The 16,034-nt window shown below is 63.1% G+C and carries 9 protein-coding genes; 7 read left to right on the top strand and 2 right to left on the bottom strand.

Annotated features, from left to right (window positions below; all coding sequences use genetic code 11):
• The first annotated feature begins 401 nt into the window (after positions 1-401).
• Positions 402-2,210, top strand: coding sequence for an acyl-CoA dehydrogenase family protein (locus ABZ319_RS04175; protein ID WP_354984845.1), 1,809 nt, complete (start codon positions 402-404; stop codon positions 2,208-2,210).
• Here ABZ319_RS04175 and ABZ319_RS04180 read toward each other — a convergent pair.
• Together ABZ319_RS04180 and ABZ319_RS04185 are read right to left on the bottom strand one after the other, a co-directional pair.
• Positions 2,128-3,450, bottom strand: coding sequence for an MFS transporter (locus ABZ319_RS04180; protein ID WP_354984846.1), 1,323 nt, complete (start codon positions 3,448-3,450; stop codon positions 2,128-2,130). The genes ABZ319_RS04175 and ABZ319_RS04180 overlap by 83 nt on opposite strands.
• Positions 3,447-4,739, bottom strand: coding sequence for a hypothetical protein (locus tag ABZ319_RS04185; protein WP_354984847.1), 1,293 nt, complete (start codon positions 4,737-4,739; stop codon positions 3,447-3,449). Before ABZ319_RS04185 ends, ABZ319_RS04180 begins: the two co-directional genes overlap by 4 nt.
• Before the next feature lie 526 nt (positions 4,740-5,265).
• Between ABZ319_RS04185 and ABZ319_RS04190 the strand changes: the two genes are divergently transcribed.
• The 6 genes from ABZ319_RS04190 to ABZ319_RS04215 are packed head-to-tail and all read left to right on the top strand — an operon-like array spanning position 5,266 to position 16,025.
• The gene (locus tag ABZ319_RS04190; protein ID WP_354984848.1) at positions 5,266-6,099 is read left to right on the top strand and encodes a hypothetical protein; all 834 of its coding nucleotides are present in this window, start codon (positions 5,266-5,268) and stop codon (positions 6,097-6,099) included.
• Positions 6,096-7,817 carry a non-ribosomal peptide synthetase gene (locus tag ABZ319_RS04195; protein WP_354984849.1) on the top strand — a complete coding sequence of 574 codons (1,722 nt, stop codon included), beginning with the start codon at positions 6,096-6,098 and terminating at the stop codon, positions 7,815-7,817. The genes ABZ319_RS04190 and ABZ319_RS04195 overlap by 4 nt, the downstream gene beginning before the upstream one ends.
• Before the next feature lie 9 nt (positions 7,818-7,826).
• Positions 7,827-8,798 (top strand): TauD/TfdA family dioxygenase, encoded by a 972-nt coding sequence (locus ABZ319_RS04200; RefSeq protein WP_354984850.1) that lies wholly within the window; start codon positions 7,827-7,829, stop codon positions 8,796-8,798.
• Positions 8,795-11,713: a condensation domain-containing protein gene (locus tag ABZ319_RS04205; protein ID WP_354984851.1), complete on the top strand. Its 2,919-nt coding sequence runs from the start codon at positions 8,795-8,797 to the stop codon at positions 11,711-11,713. Before ABZ319_RS04200 ends, ABZ319_RS04205 begins: the two co-directional genes overlap by 4 nt.
• Positions 11,701-11,952, top strand: a complete 252-nt coding sequence (locus ABZ319_RS04210) for a phosphopantetheine-binding protein (RefSeq protein ID WP_354984852.1) — start codon at positions 11,701-11,703, stop codon at positions 11,950-11,952. The genes ABZ319_RS04205 and ABZ319_RS04210 overlap by 13 nt, the downstream gene beginning before the upstream one ends.
• Positions 11,949-16,025 carry a MupA/Atu3671 family FMN-dependent luciferase-like monooxygenase gene (locus ABZ319_RS04215; RefSeq protein WP_354984853.1) on the top strand — a complete coding sequence of 1,359 codons (4,077 nt, stop codon included), beginning with the start codon at positions 11,949-11,951 and terminating at the stop codon, positions 16,023-16,025. The genes ABZ319_RS04210 and ABZ319_RS04215 overlap by 4 nt, the downstream gene beginning before the upstream one ends.
• Positions 16,026-16,034 lie beyond the last annotated feature (9 nt).

Genomic DNA, 16,034 nt, shown 5'->3' on the forward strand with positions numbered 1-16,034 from the left:
GGTACAGACCGTTTACGGCCTCCCACTTGCCACCCGCGGGAATTCGGCGTCGCTCCTCCGCCGTGTGCCCGCCTATCCTGGCTTCACTGTTCGCCCTATTGACGAAAGCAATTGCCGTACAGCGTGATTGACAGCGCGTTGTCCTCCGCTCGACATTCCCCCGAATGCGCTCGATCGCCTCGATGCCCCTTGACACCGGTTCCGGAACGTGCTTGTCCGGTAACACAGTTCAATCCGCAGTCGTCGCGTGATCCCGAATCAAGCCAGGTGAGACGGTAGATGAAGTAGCCCGCGCGGGAAGTATCGAAGAAGGCCCGGGCAGCGGCTGGTATGACCCCCTGGGCGCAGCACCCGTGTCTTCCGCTATCGGATTGCACGGCACGCAGTATCAGGTGAGTGCAATGACAACTACAGACCTTTCCACCGGTGAATCCTCCTGTGGGCCCACACGCCGCCGAGATATCTCGACCACGGAGAAAGCGCTGTTCGAGGTGATCTTCGGTGATCAGCTCGACTTGCACATGCGGGTTCGAGACGTTGTCGTCGGACTTGCCGATATCGCTCCGTCCGGAGTTACCTTCGATCAGGAAGCCGCGCGCGGTCCTCGCCTGCTGCGTGAAGTAATCGCCGCACTCGGCTGCTCGGCGCGTGAGATTTCCTCCGATGCTCAGATGCGGGGCGCATTGTGCGACTGGGCGCAGGTGGCAGCACCGCGATTGCTCCTCGTACTGACAGGTCATTTCGATCTGGCGATCGGCGCGATACTCTCGCTGGGCAATGGCTCGGCGTATCAACAACAGTGCCTGGCCGAGCTTGATACCGGTGCCGCGCTGGGCGTGTTGATGCTGACGGAACTCGGTGGCACCAATGGCGCTGACCAGCGAACCGTGGCGGTTTGGGATCGACAGTCGCAGGGTTTCACACTCGGTACACCCGGCCCCGAGGCAGTGAAGATGATGCCGAATGTGGCCGACCCCGCAATCCCGAAGACAGCGGTCGTCACAGCCCGATTGATTGTCGACGGCCGGGACGAGGGGGTGCTGCCTTTCCTATTGAAGTTGCGTACCCGACGAGGGTTGGCTGACGGCGTGCACGTGGCACGTCTGCCCGACAAGGTGTCAGCGCCGATGGATCACGGGTTGATCAGGTTCGACGACGTGTGGCTCCCCCGCGATGCGCTGCTGGGTGGCGACTTCGCGCGTATCGACGTCAACGGCCGCGTGGAGAGCGGGCTCCCTCCTCGGGTGCGGTTTCATCGCGCGATCGGGGTATTGGGCGATGGGCGGCTCGATCTGGCGAATGCGGCGATCGCGAGCGCTCGTGCGAGCCTGTCGGGATTGGTGAACTACGCCTGCCAGCGTCGTCCCGGTGACGGTACGTTATTGGTCGACCGTGACGCGGTCCGGCGGGATCTGGCCGCGGCGGCGGCCGCGGTGTACGCGATGAGCGCGCTGGGCCGGCGGTTGCGCGATATGCGTGTGAGTCAGTCTGGAACGGAACCGGTGCTGTGGTCGATGCTGGCCAAGCCGTTGTTGACGAATACGGCGCTCGAGGTGCTCATGATGTGTCGCGATCGGGCTGCCGCGCAGGGTGCCCTGCGCATCAATCACCTCGTCGACTGGATCGGCAATCTGGCAGCGATGCGGACAGCCGAAGGAGAGAACCAGATCATGCAGGTCGTCGCTGGTCGGCGGGGCGCGGAGCTGCCTGCCCTGCGGTTGCCAGGGCAGGAGGTCGACATGCCCTGGTATATGGGGATGCTCGTCGATCGGGAACGGGTGTTGGCGCAAGGACGGGCCGGCCATGGTGTCCCCGCGCGTGGCCGGGATGCACGGGCGATCGAATTGGCGACGGCGACCGGTGAGAGGCTCGCGGTAGCCGCACTGGTGACCGAAGCGCACTCGGTCACGGACCCCCTTGCGCGGAAGCTGCTCGAGTCGGCAGCAGCCGCCTACGCACTCGGCCGCGTGCACGACCGCGGAACCTGGTACGCGGCAAACGACCAACTGGACACGCCGCGCGCCGAGTTGATCACACAGGAACTGGACCGCAACCTTCGTGTTGTCGCCGAGCATCTTTCATCTCTGGTGGCAGCGTTCGCGACCCCTGCGTTGCCCGGGCCGCTGTTCAGCGGTGACTACATCGATGCATGGATGGAGTATGCCGGTTGGGCGCGAGCGTCCTTTCCTGCCGATCGAAACAACCTGTGAGCGTTCGGATTTCGAGGTATCTGCTGTTACACGGGTTGATCGAACGATCAGTTTCGCCTCCGTGCTCCAGGTCTGGAACGAGGAGTAACACCATGAGAAACGCGGCCAACGAGATGGCCGCGCTGATAAAGAACACAGCGGCGATCGACACTCTGTCTGCGATTTGCCCAAGTGACAGTGACCCGGTGAACTGGCCGACGAAAATCGCCGTTGTCGACAGCGCTGTGATTCGACCCAGCGAGTTCGGTGGCGTCATCCGCGTTATCGTGAGCGTCAGTACCGTGAATCCGAGGCCCGAGCCCACCCCTGCGATGACAGCGGCAACGAACACGGCCACCAGCTGATGGCCTGCCCCCAGGATCACCAGGGCCACAGTCCAACATACGGTGCCTACACGAAGCAGGAGCACTGGACCGGCCACCCTGCGAACCTTCGGATACGCGATTCCAGCGGTACTGGCTGCAACGGAGAACAGCGTCATGAACAGCGAGACCGCAACGGGCGCATGTACGCCCAGCTCCGACAATCGCTGAGGCATGAAGATCAGCAGAGTGAAAGCCAGCGAATTGGTTACCGCGATCAGAAGCAACCATGGAACGACCATGCGGTTGTGCCTCAGTAGTCCACGCGCGCTCCCCGTACTCGAGCTCTGGTCCACGATCGGGATCGGCCGGATCAGGATCGCCGCGCCAAGGGGCACAGCGATCAGATAGATCACGAAGCTGGTACGCCAGCCGAACCCGCCGAGCAAGCCGGCGACGACCGGCCATACCAGTCCGCTCGCCGTCATTACCGCGGTTCGCCACCCCGCGACGCGGTCGCTATCGGCACCGTAGCCCAGGAGAGCGACGGTGGTGCCGGAGAAAACCGCTGCCACGCCGACTCCCAGCAACAGGCGGCTCGCAAGCAACGTAGTCAGCGAGGTGGCAAGGCCGCCGATGCCCCCGGCGATGCCGTAGGCGAGCAATCCGATACCGAGCACTCTCCAGGCGCCGCAGCGGTCGATCGCCCGCCCGATCGCAGGGCTTGCCAGCGCCACCACCGCACCGTTCGAGCCTACGACCAGTCCGGCTGCGGTGGTGGTCAGATGCAGGTCATCTCGAATGAGCTGCAAAACGGGCGCTACGATACCGCTGGCCACGACGGCGAGGCTGCTTGCTCCCAGGGCCATCGCGACGACTTCCCCGCGGCGCGACTGATCGAGCGGCGCCGCCGTCGAAGGGGGAATCCGAGCGATCACTGTTTCACCAGCTCGGTGTCGAGTGGAGCAATCCGGAATCGAGGTTTCGCCAGGGCGCGGACCATACTCATCTGTGTATGTACAGTCTGACCGGGCTGTGGCTCGATGAACAGGTACGCGGCCGCGCCGACCGAGCCCAATCCGCCGCCGCTGATGTCACCGGTGCGTACACGAACGTCTGCGCGCACGACGCCCGGCAGCAATTCCAGTTCCTCCTCCGTCGGCGCCTGCTCGATGATTCCGGCGGGAAAGGGGATTCCTACCACCCCGAGTGCGGTGTGAGCACGTGGTTGGGCTGCCTTCGGTTCGGTACCCACCCCGAGGTCGACACCGACACTCAAGGTGTTGACGCCGAACAACAGTTCCGACAGTGCCGGCAGCGCACCACCACCTGCGCGACATGCAATTTCGCCCAGAACATGCTTACCGTCCGCCGTGCGGAACACTTCACAGTGCACTTGCCCGGTCTGAAGCTGCAGGGCGGTCATCGCGCGACGGGTCAACTCGGTGACAGCGTGCGTGTCGGGGTCGCCGTCAGGCATGGTGAGGAACTCGCACGCGCCACCTTGTTCCACCGCGTCGAGCACAGTGTCCGTATACCTGGTCACCAGCGTCAACCGCGGTTCCCCGTTCCAGAGCACACAATCGCACGTGAATTCTGCTGCGACATCGATACACCGCTCGACTTGGAATCCGTTCGGCGAGGAGAGCAAGCCGCTGTAGATCCCCGTCGTCTGAAAGGCACGTTCCGCGTCGCTCAGCGGATCGTGTCCTTCGAAATGGCCTTGTGCGGCGAGGTCGAACAGATGCTGTGGCGAGTAGGCCCGGGTGGTTCCGACTGCACCGAAGCCTCGACGTGGCTTGAGCACTATGGGCCAGCCCAGCTCGTCACCAATGGTGACGGCGTCCTGCAGAGAGTGTGCCACCGACCACGGGGCTACAGGAATACCGGCCGCATGGAGGGCGCTCTTCATTGTCGCCTTGTCGGTGAAAGCGATTGCCTGCGACCAGCTTTGACCAGGAATTCCCAACAGAGTTCGTAGGTACCCGGCGGCAGCGATTGTCATTTCATCGGTGCCGACGACTCGAGTGACAGGAAGCCGGGCCGTCGCTGCGGCGAGTGCGGTGTAGTCCGTCCACGAGGGGACGGCATGAACAGGTGTTTCCGGTACAGCTGCACGCCAACTCTGTTCTGTCCCAACAGGAATAAGGCAATGAACAGGGCCTTTCAGGCGAGCCAGATACAGGGCGGCCACCTGCGGGCGAGTTGCGACTACCACGGTTACCACGTTCGCTCCCTACTGTTCCAGTGGCGTATGCACATCGGGACGGTTGCCCGATGCGGCAACCTCTGTTCAGATGTGTGACGCTGCGAAGTTCGAGCGGTTGCCCGACAACCTGGCAAGTCCGCGAATGGGATGCCATCTGGAGTCGTGCTCTCGCAAATCAATGGCCGGTAAAGAAATTCAGGTGCAACCGCGGAAACCGTGCTCCGCCGAGCACGGCCGTGAAATTGCATGCCGGGCAAGGTATCAGAGCGACCTTGACCGTGATATCGAACCACTTCCCCAATGTGGGGATATAACGCAGCAGGTGTACTCCGGAGCACCGGATCATCACTGCCGGTGGCAGACTCGGCGCGCCACACACCATGGTGCCGGCATGGTCAGATTGTTCGAACTGGTATGTGGCGCAGCTTTTTTCGTTCTGCCGAGGGATTATTCCCGGGGAGTCGTGTTCCACGCCATGGGAACCGGACGGCTTGCGCGCCTGTGGTCTCCTGGGGAAAACAGCCCCTTCACTCGATGAGGCTCTATGGGATCCGACCTGGAGACAACTCGGCAGTTCGCATGCGATCGACGTATCGGTTGGCGACCACTCGTCGATGGTGATGAATGGACCGTCCTGGCTTTGGACTGCGAGCTCAGCGCCAGGCCCATCGCGGGCTTCCCGGACTTCGCTCCCTTGCTTCCGGTCGGCTGTTCGCTGTGGCAAGGTGTCCACCCGCCCGTCACCGCCGATGGCAGCGCCTCCGCCGAAGCATATCTTCGGTGGTGGAGTTTCGACCTCCCCAGTCCGCCACCGGTAACGGCCGTGCTGGGTTTCTGCTCCGGCAGCGTATTCGCTGCCGCCCTGGCCAACCGGATCGCCGATCGCCAGGGCACGCGTCCGTCCTTGATTCTCCTCGATCCGGGACGACCCGATCGGATGTCGCTGGAGCACGATTTTCGCCGGGCGGTCATCGCGCTGGCAACGCTGTCAGAACAGGAACATGGGGCCCTCACGGCGCGTGTGACCTCGGAACTGGACCGATGGGGCGGCGACTTCGGTGGCATGGTCGACTCGGTAGTAGCTGCCTATGAGTGGGCGAGCAGGGTCGCGTTCGAGCGAGCCGGCATAGATCTATCCGCCGGAGCCGAGCTGGTGTCTGTCTTCGATTCGTACACAAGGTACTTGCGCGCTGCGCAGAGCCTGGCGACACGAGCGGAGTGGTCCCCGGCGATCACGATCCTCTCCGCGGATCGTGACCCGCTGGCAGACATCACGGGCACTGTGATCCGGACAGGGGTCAGACGTGACGATCTGCTTCGTTCGCGCGAAATCGCCGGCTTGGTCCGAGACATTCTGCTGGGTGGAGTCGAGCGATGACACCGGCGGCGAGTTTCCTGACTATCTTTCAGGCTCAGGCGGCCCGGGCACCGTCCCGGACCGCTGTTGTCGACGGTATGAGCTCCTGCCGATACGACGAACTCGATCGCTGGTCGACCTGTCTGGCCGCAGAACTGCGCCGACGAGGCATAGGTCGGGGTGACCTGGCCGCCGTGCTGATCGAGAATTCTCTCGAGTTGGTCGTCGCCTTGCTCGCGGTGATGAAGGCCGGGGGTTGCTACCTCCCCGTCGATCCTCGCGATCCCAAGGAGCGAATCGAGTCGTTACTGACTGCGGCACGGCCGGTACTCTGCCTGACGCGAGATGGATCCTGCCCTGTGTCCGCGGCAGTCCCGGTTATCGATGTGGGCGGTGCCTGCCTGGGACAGAGTGCCGGTTCGACATTGTCACCTGTGACACTGTCGCACCATGACCTCGCATACCTGATTTTCACCTCGGGTTCGACCGGTTCACCGAAAGGCGTCCTGGTGGAGCACGGCGCTCTGGCGTCGTATTTGCTTGCTGCGACCCGGGAATGTCCAGGCCTCGACGGCCGGGTCCTTGTGCATTCGTCGCCGGCGTTCGACTTTTCGCTGACGTGCCTACTGGGAGCACTCACATCGGGCGGAACCCTTGTGGTCCGCACGGACGCCGATCTCGATGACACGAACCCCGCCGACGAGAAGTACACCTTCGTCAAGCTGACGCCGGGACATCTGGAATTGGTACGGCACTACCTTCCCGGGTGGTGGCCGTCACGAACACTGATGGTGGCGGGCGAGGCAGCTACCGCGTCGGTGCTCGCGCCATGGCGCGCTTCCAACCCTGATGTCACGATCGTCAACGAGTACGGTCCCACCGAGACCACGGTCGGATGCTGCCTCCACGTGGTCGACTCCGGTCAGGTTCTCGAATCGGGTTCGGTGCCCATCGGTGGAGGTCTGCTCGGCACCGAAACCTACGTCCTGGACGACAGACTCGAGCCTGCGGACTTCGGCGAGCTATACATCGCCGGACCTCAAATAGCCAGAGGGTATTTGGGGCGGTTCGCCGCGACCGCGAGCCGATTCGTGGCGAACCCGTTCGACACCTCGGGGAGCCGCATGTACCGCACCGGCGATCTGGTGCGACGACGACACGGAGTACTCGAGTACGTCGCCCGTGCGGACCGGCAGATCACCATCGGCGGTTTCAGGATCGAGCCGGAGGAGGTCGCGGCAACGCTGATGTGCGCGGAAGGGGTAGCGAGGGCGGCGGTGATCTCGCACGAACCAGACTACGGCGCAGTACAACTCGTGGCGTTTGTGACCGTTCAGCCGAGCGCGAGGTGCAGCCCGATGGAACTGCGAGCATTTCTCGCCGAGCGCCTGCCGTCGCACCTGGTGCCGGCACATGTCGTGATACTCGCCCGGATTCCACTGACCCACACGGGCAAGACCGATGTGGCGGCATTGTCCCGCGAGTTCGTGCCGGCCGGTGCGTCCGCTACCGGTGCCGTACTCACCGCTGACGAAGACATGTTGTGCCGCTTGGCAAGCGACGTGCTCGGTGGTGTGAATCTAGGACCGGACGACGACTTCTTCGGGCAGGGCGGGACGAGTATGGCGGCCGCACGGCTGGTCACCAGAGCCCGGGCACACGGATTCACCTTCGGTCTCACCGACGTGCTGCGCAATCGCACTGTTCGCAAGGTTCTGGGCCCGAGTTTCACGCGTTGAAGGAGAACTATGAGCGCCGGGCAGCCAATCGACTGTGTCGATCTCTCTTCGGTCACGGGGCGGATGGCCGGGAGTGCCTACTCCGGGGTGGCGGTTGTCCCGGCCGAGCCGCACGTACCCACATTGATGCCATGGCTACGCGAGCATCGACGCCTGCTACGCGACGTCCTCGACACCACGGGCGCGGTGCTCCTGCGTGGTCTTCCTACTGATCTGGATTTGTTCGCCGAGATCGTACACACGATCGGGGGACCGATGTTGCCCTACACCGAAGCCTCGACTCCGCGCTCCCGCGTGCACGGCGAGGTGTACACATCCACCGAATACCCGGCCGACCAGCGGATACGGATGCACAACGAGAACTCGTACACCGATCGTTGGCCGCAGTTGCTGTTCTTTCTGTGCATCGAACCGGCTGCGTTGGGCGGCCACACCCCGATAGCCGACAGTCGTACGGTCTACCAACTGATCGATCCTGCGATCAGAAAGCGATTCCAGGATGGGGTGCTCTACATCCGTAGTTTCCGGGAGGGAATCGGCCTGAGTTGGCAGGATACGTTCGGGACCGACTCTCTGACAGAGGTGGCCGAGTACTGCCGAACCCATGATCAACAGCTTGTCCGGACCGACGACGCCTTGCGTACCCACGCCTATCGCCGGTCATCCCTGGTGGATTCCCGCAGAGGTGAGGACATCTGGTTCAACCAGGCACACCTATGGCACGAATCGGCTCTCGAAGAGGATGTGCTAGAAGCACTCATCGGTGCGTATTCACGGAACGGCTTACCACGCAATGTCTTCCATGCTGACGGAACCAGCATCTCGGCCTCGGATATCGATTCGATCGAGCATGCGTATCGCAGGTGCACGGTCACGATACCTTGGCGGCGTGGCGATCTGCTGATCGTGGACAATGTGCTCATTGCCCATGGCCGGACTCCGTTCCGCGGAGACCGACGAGTCGTGGTGGCGATGACATGATCGGCGACCCTTCTGATGGCACCGAGTTTCCTTCCTACGACACCTCGTTCGGGCAAGCACGGTTGTGGTACAGCCAGAAATTGGAGCCCGCTCGGCCGCTGTTCAACACTCCGTTCGTTGCGAGGATGCACGGCCCGCTCGAAATGAGGTGCCTGCAAGGCGCCCTCGATGTGGTCGTCGATCGTCACGAATCTCTGCGTACGCGTATTGTCGACGATGACGGTGTCCCTCGGCAGCACGTGGACGGCACGCGAGTCTCCATCGAGGTTCTCGACGCTCGCACCTGGACTCCAGCCGGAACGACGCAATTCATCGATGCTTTCGCCATATCCCCCTTCGATCTGCGATGCGGTCCGCTGCTTCGTGTCACGCTCGTACGCACGGCTGCGATGTCGTATCTGCTGCTGATCAACGCACACCACGCCGTGATCGACGGTTGGTCATTCCAAATCCTGAGCCGTGAACTGTCACAGACCTACGCAGCGCTGGCAGCGGGCCAGGCACCCGAGCTCGGCGAGCTGAGCGTTCAATATGGCGATTTCGCCGAATGGCAACGGGATGTACTGGGCTCAGGGCGTTTCGACGATCAGCGCACGTTCTGGCGGCAGGAGTTGTCGCAGTGGCCACTGGAGTTGCAGATACCCATAGATTCGAACCGCCCGGCGGTACGGAACTCCAGCTGTGGGGCTGTTCCTTTCGCCTTGTCCGTGGAGACTGTGAAACAGCTCAGGGCTTTGGCGCGTCGACTGGGCGGCACCGTTCACATGGCGCTGATGACCGCCTTCCAAGTGTTCCTGAGCGACCTCACCGGCCAGGAGCGCTTCACCGTGGGCGCAACGGTCACGGGTCGCCGCTCCGCCGCGGTGGATGAACTGATCGGATTCTTCGCCAACACCATCGCTCTGCGAGCGGACTGCTCGACCACGCCGAGTTTCACCATCCTGTTCGAGCGCGTGAGACGAACCGCACTGCGCGCCTACGAGAATCAGGATCTCCCGTTCGACGAGATCGTGCGCGCGGTCAATCCACCGCGAAACTCGGCTCGTACCCCGTTGTTCCAGGCGATTCTCACCTTCTGCGCTCATCCGCTGGCACAGCTTCGCTTGCCCGGCGTAGAGATCGACCACATGGTGCTTGCACCCTCGGGAGGGGCTCACACCGATATCGACCTGGTCATGTACGACACCGGGAACACAATACTGAGCTACCTCCTCTATCCCAGCACACTGGTGGAGAGACATCGCGCCTCGAAGTGGGTGGATGCGTTCAATAGCGTACTGGCGCGAGCGATTGCGGATCCCGACGCACCTGTGTTCGCTGCGAACCGTGCGATTCGCACCATCACGCCTCCGAAGGAGGCGAGTGGCGAAGTCGTCGAGCCTCCGGCGAGCACCGCTACCAGCGAACTCCGGGAGGTGTTCGAACACATTTGGGCGAGTGTGCTCGGGCATGCACCTGTGAGCGTCGAGGCCGACTTTTTCAGCGCCGGGGGCGACTCGCTACTGGCTGTCCGACTGCTCGCTCGTATCGAGGTCCGCACAGGAACCCAACTCCAGCTGTCGGAGTTCATTCGCGTGCCCACGATCGCAGGACTGTCACACCTGTACCACGGCGCCGAAGCCGACCGGGACCCTATCGTGGCCGCCACGCGGAAACCGACACGAGCATCCTTCGGTCAGCATCGTATGTGGTTCATGCAGAACATGTTTCCCGGCTCGTCGACCTACAACGTGCCCTACGCCGTCCGGGTTCGAGGCTCGCTGGACGTGGAGCTCGTTCGGCGAGCCATCGGCCATATTGCGGCTCGACATGAAGTGTTGCGCACACGTCTGCGTTCGAATGCCGATGTGCTGGAACAGCATGTCGAGGACGAGTCCCGAATCGAGGTCGGGGTCAGCCACCTCGGCGATGCTTGGTCCGGCAACCACGCACGATCGTTCGTAGATTCGGTCATCAGCGTTCCGTTCGACCTTTCCGTACTACCGTTGATTCGATTACATGTGGGTCGCTTTGGTTCTGACGATCAAGTCCTGGTCATCGTCATGCATCACGCGGTGTCCGACGGGTGGTCCTTCGGCGTGTTTGCCCGCGAGCTCTCCCAGCTCTACAACGCGTACTTGACGGGCGATCCGATACCCCTGGTACCACTGACCATACAGTACGGCGATTTCGCCGAGTGGCAGCACAACTGCCTGAACTCGGGGCAATGGGGCGCTCAGATCGCGTATTGGCATAGCGCACATAGAGATTGGCCGTTGCTGGAACTGCCGACTGACCGACCCCGGCCCGGGACGCCCAGTCAGGCCGGCGCTTCGATCGCCTTCACTGTCCCCGAGCGGGTTTGGGACACAGTGCGAGCGGCCGCGCGACGACTGGGTGGAAGCGTCCACATGGTGGCGATGACCGCGTTTCAAACGATGCTACACAGGGTCAGCGGCCAAGGCCGGTTCATCGTCGGCACAGCGGTAACGGGACGAACACGCGCGAGTTTGGGCGACTCGATCGGGTACTTCGCCAATACGATTCCCGTCAAAGCAGATTTCGTCGGCAACCCCCCGCCGGATGAAGCGTTCGCGAGAGTACGGCGTCAACTGCTGATGTCGTACGCCAACCAGGATGTTCCGCTGGACCGGATCGTCCATGAGCTGAGTCGATCCGGAAGTCCCGCGGTTCCTCTGCTTTCCGCGGTGTTCACCTATGGACCGCAGCCACTCGAGGATCTCGAGCTGTCCGGGGCGGTTCTCGAGCCTTTCGCAGTCCTGCCGGCCACCGCACGCACGGACCTGACAATCGAGCTCGCCGATGGCGACCGTCCCACCGGGATTCTCGAGTACAGCACCGATCTGTTCGTCGACTGTACCGCTCAGCGTTTTATCCGAACCTTTCTGCAGGAGTTGGCGACATGGCGTCCATGACACCCGAAGAACTCGAGCGGGTACGGGCTGCCGTCGCCGCGACCTGGCGCAGCGTGCTGTCTCGGAACGCGATCGGATATGAAGAGAACTTTTTCGATGCGGGCGGTAACTCGTTTCAGTTGCTGATGGTCAAGGATCGCCTCGACGCGATGTTGGGTGTCCGGACAGATCTTGTGGCGTTCTTCCGGCATCCGACCATCTCTCAGATCACCCACCACATCTACGGGGTGAAGTCATGAACCTCGGAGGGGCGATCGCGGTGGTGGGCATGGCCGGCAGGTTTCCGGGTGCCGCGGACGTCGGCCAGTTGTGGAGCAACCTGTTGCTCGGCAAAGAATCAATAGCCCGGCCCGACCCAGGAGATCCGCCGGCTCTGACTGGTCCGTTCGGTGTGCTGTCCGACATCGAGCTCTTCGATGCCGGGTTTTTCGGATTCTCTCCCGCTGAAGCTGAGATGCTCGACCCCCAACATCGACTCTTCCTCGAAACCGCTTGGCATGCCCTGGAGAACGGCGCATGCCCTCCGCACCGGTTCGGCGCTCAGACGGGCGTATTCGCCTCGTCCTCGACGACCACATATCTGCTCGGCCCACTGCTGCCTCGGTTCGTGACGGCCAACTCGACCGAGAAGCACCGCATGATGCTCGCTACCGACAAGGATTTCCTGGCCACCCGAACATGCTACAAACTGGACCTGCGTGGGCCGGGTATCAACGTGCAGACCGGGTGTTCTTCCTCGCTGGTGGCTGTCCACATGGCTGCGCGAAGCCTTGCGGCCGGCGATTGCGGCGTCGCGGTCGTCGGGGCGGCCAGCATTACTGTGCCGCAGGGCTTCCCGGTCGAGCACGTCGAAGGCGCGATCCTGTCCGCTGATGGCTATTGTCGGCCGTTCGACGCGGCCGCGTCGGGCACCGTGGGCGGGAACGGCGTCGCCGCCGTGGTCCTACGGCGAGCCGAAGACGCTGTGCGCGACGGCAATCCGATCCGAGCGCTGATTCTGGGCTCTGCTGTGGCGAATGATGGTCGGCTCAAAGTGGGATACACCGCACCCGGCTGGGAGGGCCAGGTGCGAACGGTCTCGGCGGCGTTGCGGCAAGCCGGAGTCAGCGGCGCCGATATCGGTTTCGTGGAGGCACACGGCACCGGCACACTGATCGGCGATCCCATCGAGGTGTCGGCATTGGCCGAAGCGATTCGACTGCATCGTGAGGGACCCGCGGTCGGGAGGAGTTGCCTGTTGGGGTCCATCAAGGCCAATATCGGTCACCTGGACGCAGCGGCCGGAGTAGCCGGGTTGATCAAAGCGGTCCTGTGCGTGGAGACCGGGATCGTGCCCGGGACGGTGAATTTCACCCGTCCCAACCCGAACGTCGCGTGGGACCGGACCCCGTTCATGGTCAATTCCGATTCGATCGAGTGGACGAAGTCGCCTCGGCAACGCGTGTGCGGTGTGAACGCCCTCGGGATCGGCGGCACCAACGCGCACGTTGTGGTGTCGGGTTGGAACGCTCGACCGCGCAGCGGGACAGCCCACCGCACGCACATGGTGACGTTGTCCGCGCACTCGCCTGCGGCGGTGGCGGCGCGGACACGCGATCTGCGACAGATCTTGATCGAGGATCCCGAGGTTGATTCACAAGACCTGGCGGGTAGCTCGCGGACCAGCGATGGGTCTTTGCCATATCGACGAGTTGTAATTGCCGATTCACGGGCCAATTTGATCCAAGCCCTGGTGGATACCCCTGCTCCGGGGACGATGATCCCGGCCCAGAACTCCGCCGGAGTGGGCTTTCTCTTCCCGGGCCAGGGCGCGGGGTACCGCGCGGTGGCTTGGGGGCTCCGCGCGGAGTTCGACGAATTTCGCCGAGAGCACGACGAGTGTCTCGCGATGCTGTCGGAAGCGTGCAGTCAGCCGGTTGCCGCACTACTCGACCCCGAGGGAATGACTTCGGAACAGACATTGACCGCTCAACCTGCGTTATTCGCAGTCGAAGTCGCATTGGCACGTTTCTTCGCGCGGGTGGGGATCACACCGGCCTGCCTGCTCGGTCACAGCCTCGGGGAGTACGCCGCGGCCACCTTATCGGGCGTGATGAGTCTGGAGGATGCGTGCGGTGTTGTCGCAGCACGTGCGCGAGCGATGCACGAGATGCCTGCGGGCGTGATGCTGGCAGCCGCGATCCGCGAGCGGGATGTTGCGGAGTTTCTGGAGCCGGGAGCTGACCTCGCGGCGGTCAACAGCTCCGGTTCGTGCGTCTTGTCCGGGCCGATTCAGGTCATGGCGGTTGTCGAGCAAAAATTGGCGGCGAATGGGACCGCGTTTCGACGACTCGCGGTATCCAGGGCCTTTCATAGTTCGATGCTCGATGAGCAACTCGGCGCGCTGGGTGAAGCGTATTCGAAGGCGCGCCTGCACCCGCCACAGATCCCGTTTGTCTCCAACCTCACCGGCACCTGGATCACCGATGAGCAAGCCCTCAGCCCACAGTACTGGGGCCAACAGTCTCGCGGGACTGTTCGCTTTCACGATGGCCTGAGCACGATGCTGAAGTCATCGATCGACCTACTGGTGGAAGTTGGGCCCGGTCACGGATTGGCGCGCCTGGCCACACGCCATCCCGACAAACCTGAAAACCTGTGCGTGGTGTCCGCGATGACCAGCGCACGGGAAGCGGAAGTGACGGACTTCTGTCGCGCGGTCGGAGCTGGCTGGGCAGCCGGCGTGAACATCGACTGGGCTGCGTTGTGGCCGCACTCTGGACCCCAGCTGCTGCCTGCCTATCCGTTTCAGCGGGACCGTTTCTGGCCGACGTCGCAACCCGAACCGACGACTGCGCCAGGTCCCGCGGCCGGAAACCCCGCCGCGCCGAAACCGCTCAGCCGCAGCGAAAGTGCGCTCTCCCCCACGTCCGGCCCTTTTCTGAACGCGGTACGACGTACGTACACCGAGGTGATCGGCGCCTCGGTCGCAGACTCGGCGAACTTCTTCGAAGTCGGAGGTGATTCGCTCAGCGCAGTTCAGGCGGTATTGGGATTGCGCAATGAGATCGATTGCCCACTCTCGCTGCGTGATTTCGTCGATAACCCCTCCGTCGCACAGTTGGTCGATTTGCTGTCGAGCAGGCTTGCCGTCACGAACGGTCCGGACCACTCCGAGATCACGTCGTGTGGGGCGGCCCGCTCCCGCGCTACCGATTCGGAGTGCTCGACGGTCTTTGCGACGAAGGGCGCACCGAACTCGACCACACGTGCGACCGGCGCCAACCTGCAGATGAGCCTATTCTTCCTGGCCTCGGCGTCGGCGTCCGAGGACAGGTACGCGCTGATCCGCGAATGTGCCCGCACCGCTGATGAACTCGGCTACACCGCACTCTGGATGCCAGAACGCCATTTCCACAGGTTCGGCGAGCTACACCCCAATCCCGCGGTCCTGGCCGCGGGATTGGCCACCATCACGCGCCGAATTCACCTGCGGTCGGGGAGTATCGTCGCACCGTTGCATCACCCGGCGAGGATCGCCGAGGAGTGGGCCGTTGTCGACAACCTATCCAATGGCCGCGTGGGTCTGGGCTTCGCTCCAGGCTTCCAACCGATCGACTTCGTGTTCAACCAGACCGGCTACCGCGACAAGCAAGCGATCACACTCGAACACATCGAGAAGGTTCGTGACCTGTGGCGCGGCCGTAGCGTCGCGGATGTCAACGGTGTCGGGGAACGAGTTCGGTTGACGACCTACCCACGCCCGATCCAGCCGGAACTGCCGATATGGATGACCGCGTCGGCGAACCCCGAAACGTTCGCGCTGGCCGGTCGGTCCGGGACCAACGTCCTGACCGCGCTGATTCACCTCGACATGGACAAGTTGCGAGACCGGATCGCGACCTACCGGGCTGCACGGGCGGAAGTCGGACTCGATCCCACAACGGGCGTGGTGACGGTCATGCTGCACGCCTACCTCGGCGAGGGCGACGACGATGCCGTGCGTGCGGTCGTGGAGCAGCCGCTGCGGGCATACCTGTGGTCCCAGAAGGAAGTGATCGATTCTGCGGCAAGGTATCTGATCGGTGACATCGATCTCGACGAGTTGAGTACTGATGACCGCGACACCCTGATCGACTTCGCATTCGACCGGTACTACGGATCACGTTCGCTGGTCGGGACCGAGGCGAGCTTCTCGGCGCGAACACAGCAACTGCGCGACATCGGGGTCGATGAAATAGCGTGTCTGGTCGACTTCGGACTGGACTCCTCGACGATTGTGGCGGGCCTGAAGCGCATCGCGAACGCCGCGACGCTGGCTTCGGCTCGATAGGCACGGACC

Source organism: Nocardia sp. NPDC005978, from assembly GCF_040614455.1.
Lineage (GTDB): Bacteria > Actinomycetota > Actinomycetes > Mycobacteriales > Mycobacteriaceae > Nocardia.

Bases quoted from the DNA above. Each gene is read 5' to 3' on its own strand.
- ABZ319_RS04175 (WP_354984845.1), top strand. From the start codon at position 402: ATGACAACTACAGACCTTTCCACCGGTGAATCCTCCTGTGGGCCCACA.
- ABZ319_RS04190 (WP_354984848.1), top strand. From the start codon at position 5,266: ATGGGATCCGACCTGGAGACAACTCGGCAGTTCGCATGCGATCGACGT.
- ABZ319_RS04195 (WP_354984849.1), top strand. From the start codon at position 6,096: ATGACACCGGCGGCGAGTTTCCTGACTATCTTTCAGGCTCAGGCGGCC.
- ABZ319_RS04200 (WP_354984850.1), top strand. From the start codon at position 7,827: ATGAGCGCCGGGCAGCCAATCGACTGTGTCGATCTCTCTTCGGTCACG.
- ABZ319_RS04205 (WP_354984851.1), top strand. From the start codon at position 8,795: ATGATCGGCGACCCTTCTGATGGCACCGAGTTTCCTTCCTACGACACC.
- ABZ319_RS04210 (WP_354984852.1), top strand. From the start codon at position 11,701: ATGGCGTCCATGACACCCGAAGAACTCGAGCGGGTACGGGCTGCCGTC.
- ABZ319_RS04215 (WP_354984853.1), top strand. From the start codon at position 11,949: ATGAACCTCGGAGGGGCGATCGCGGTGGTGGGCATGGCCGGCAGGTTT.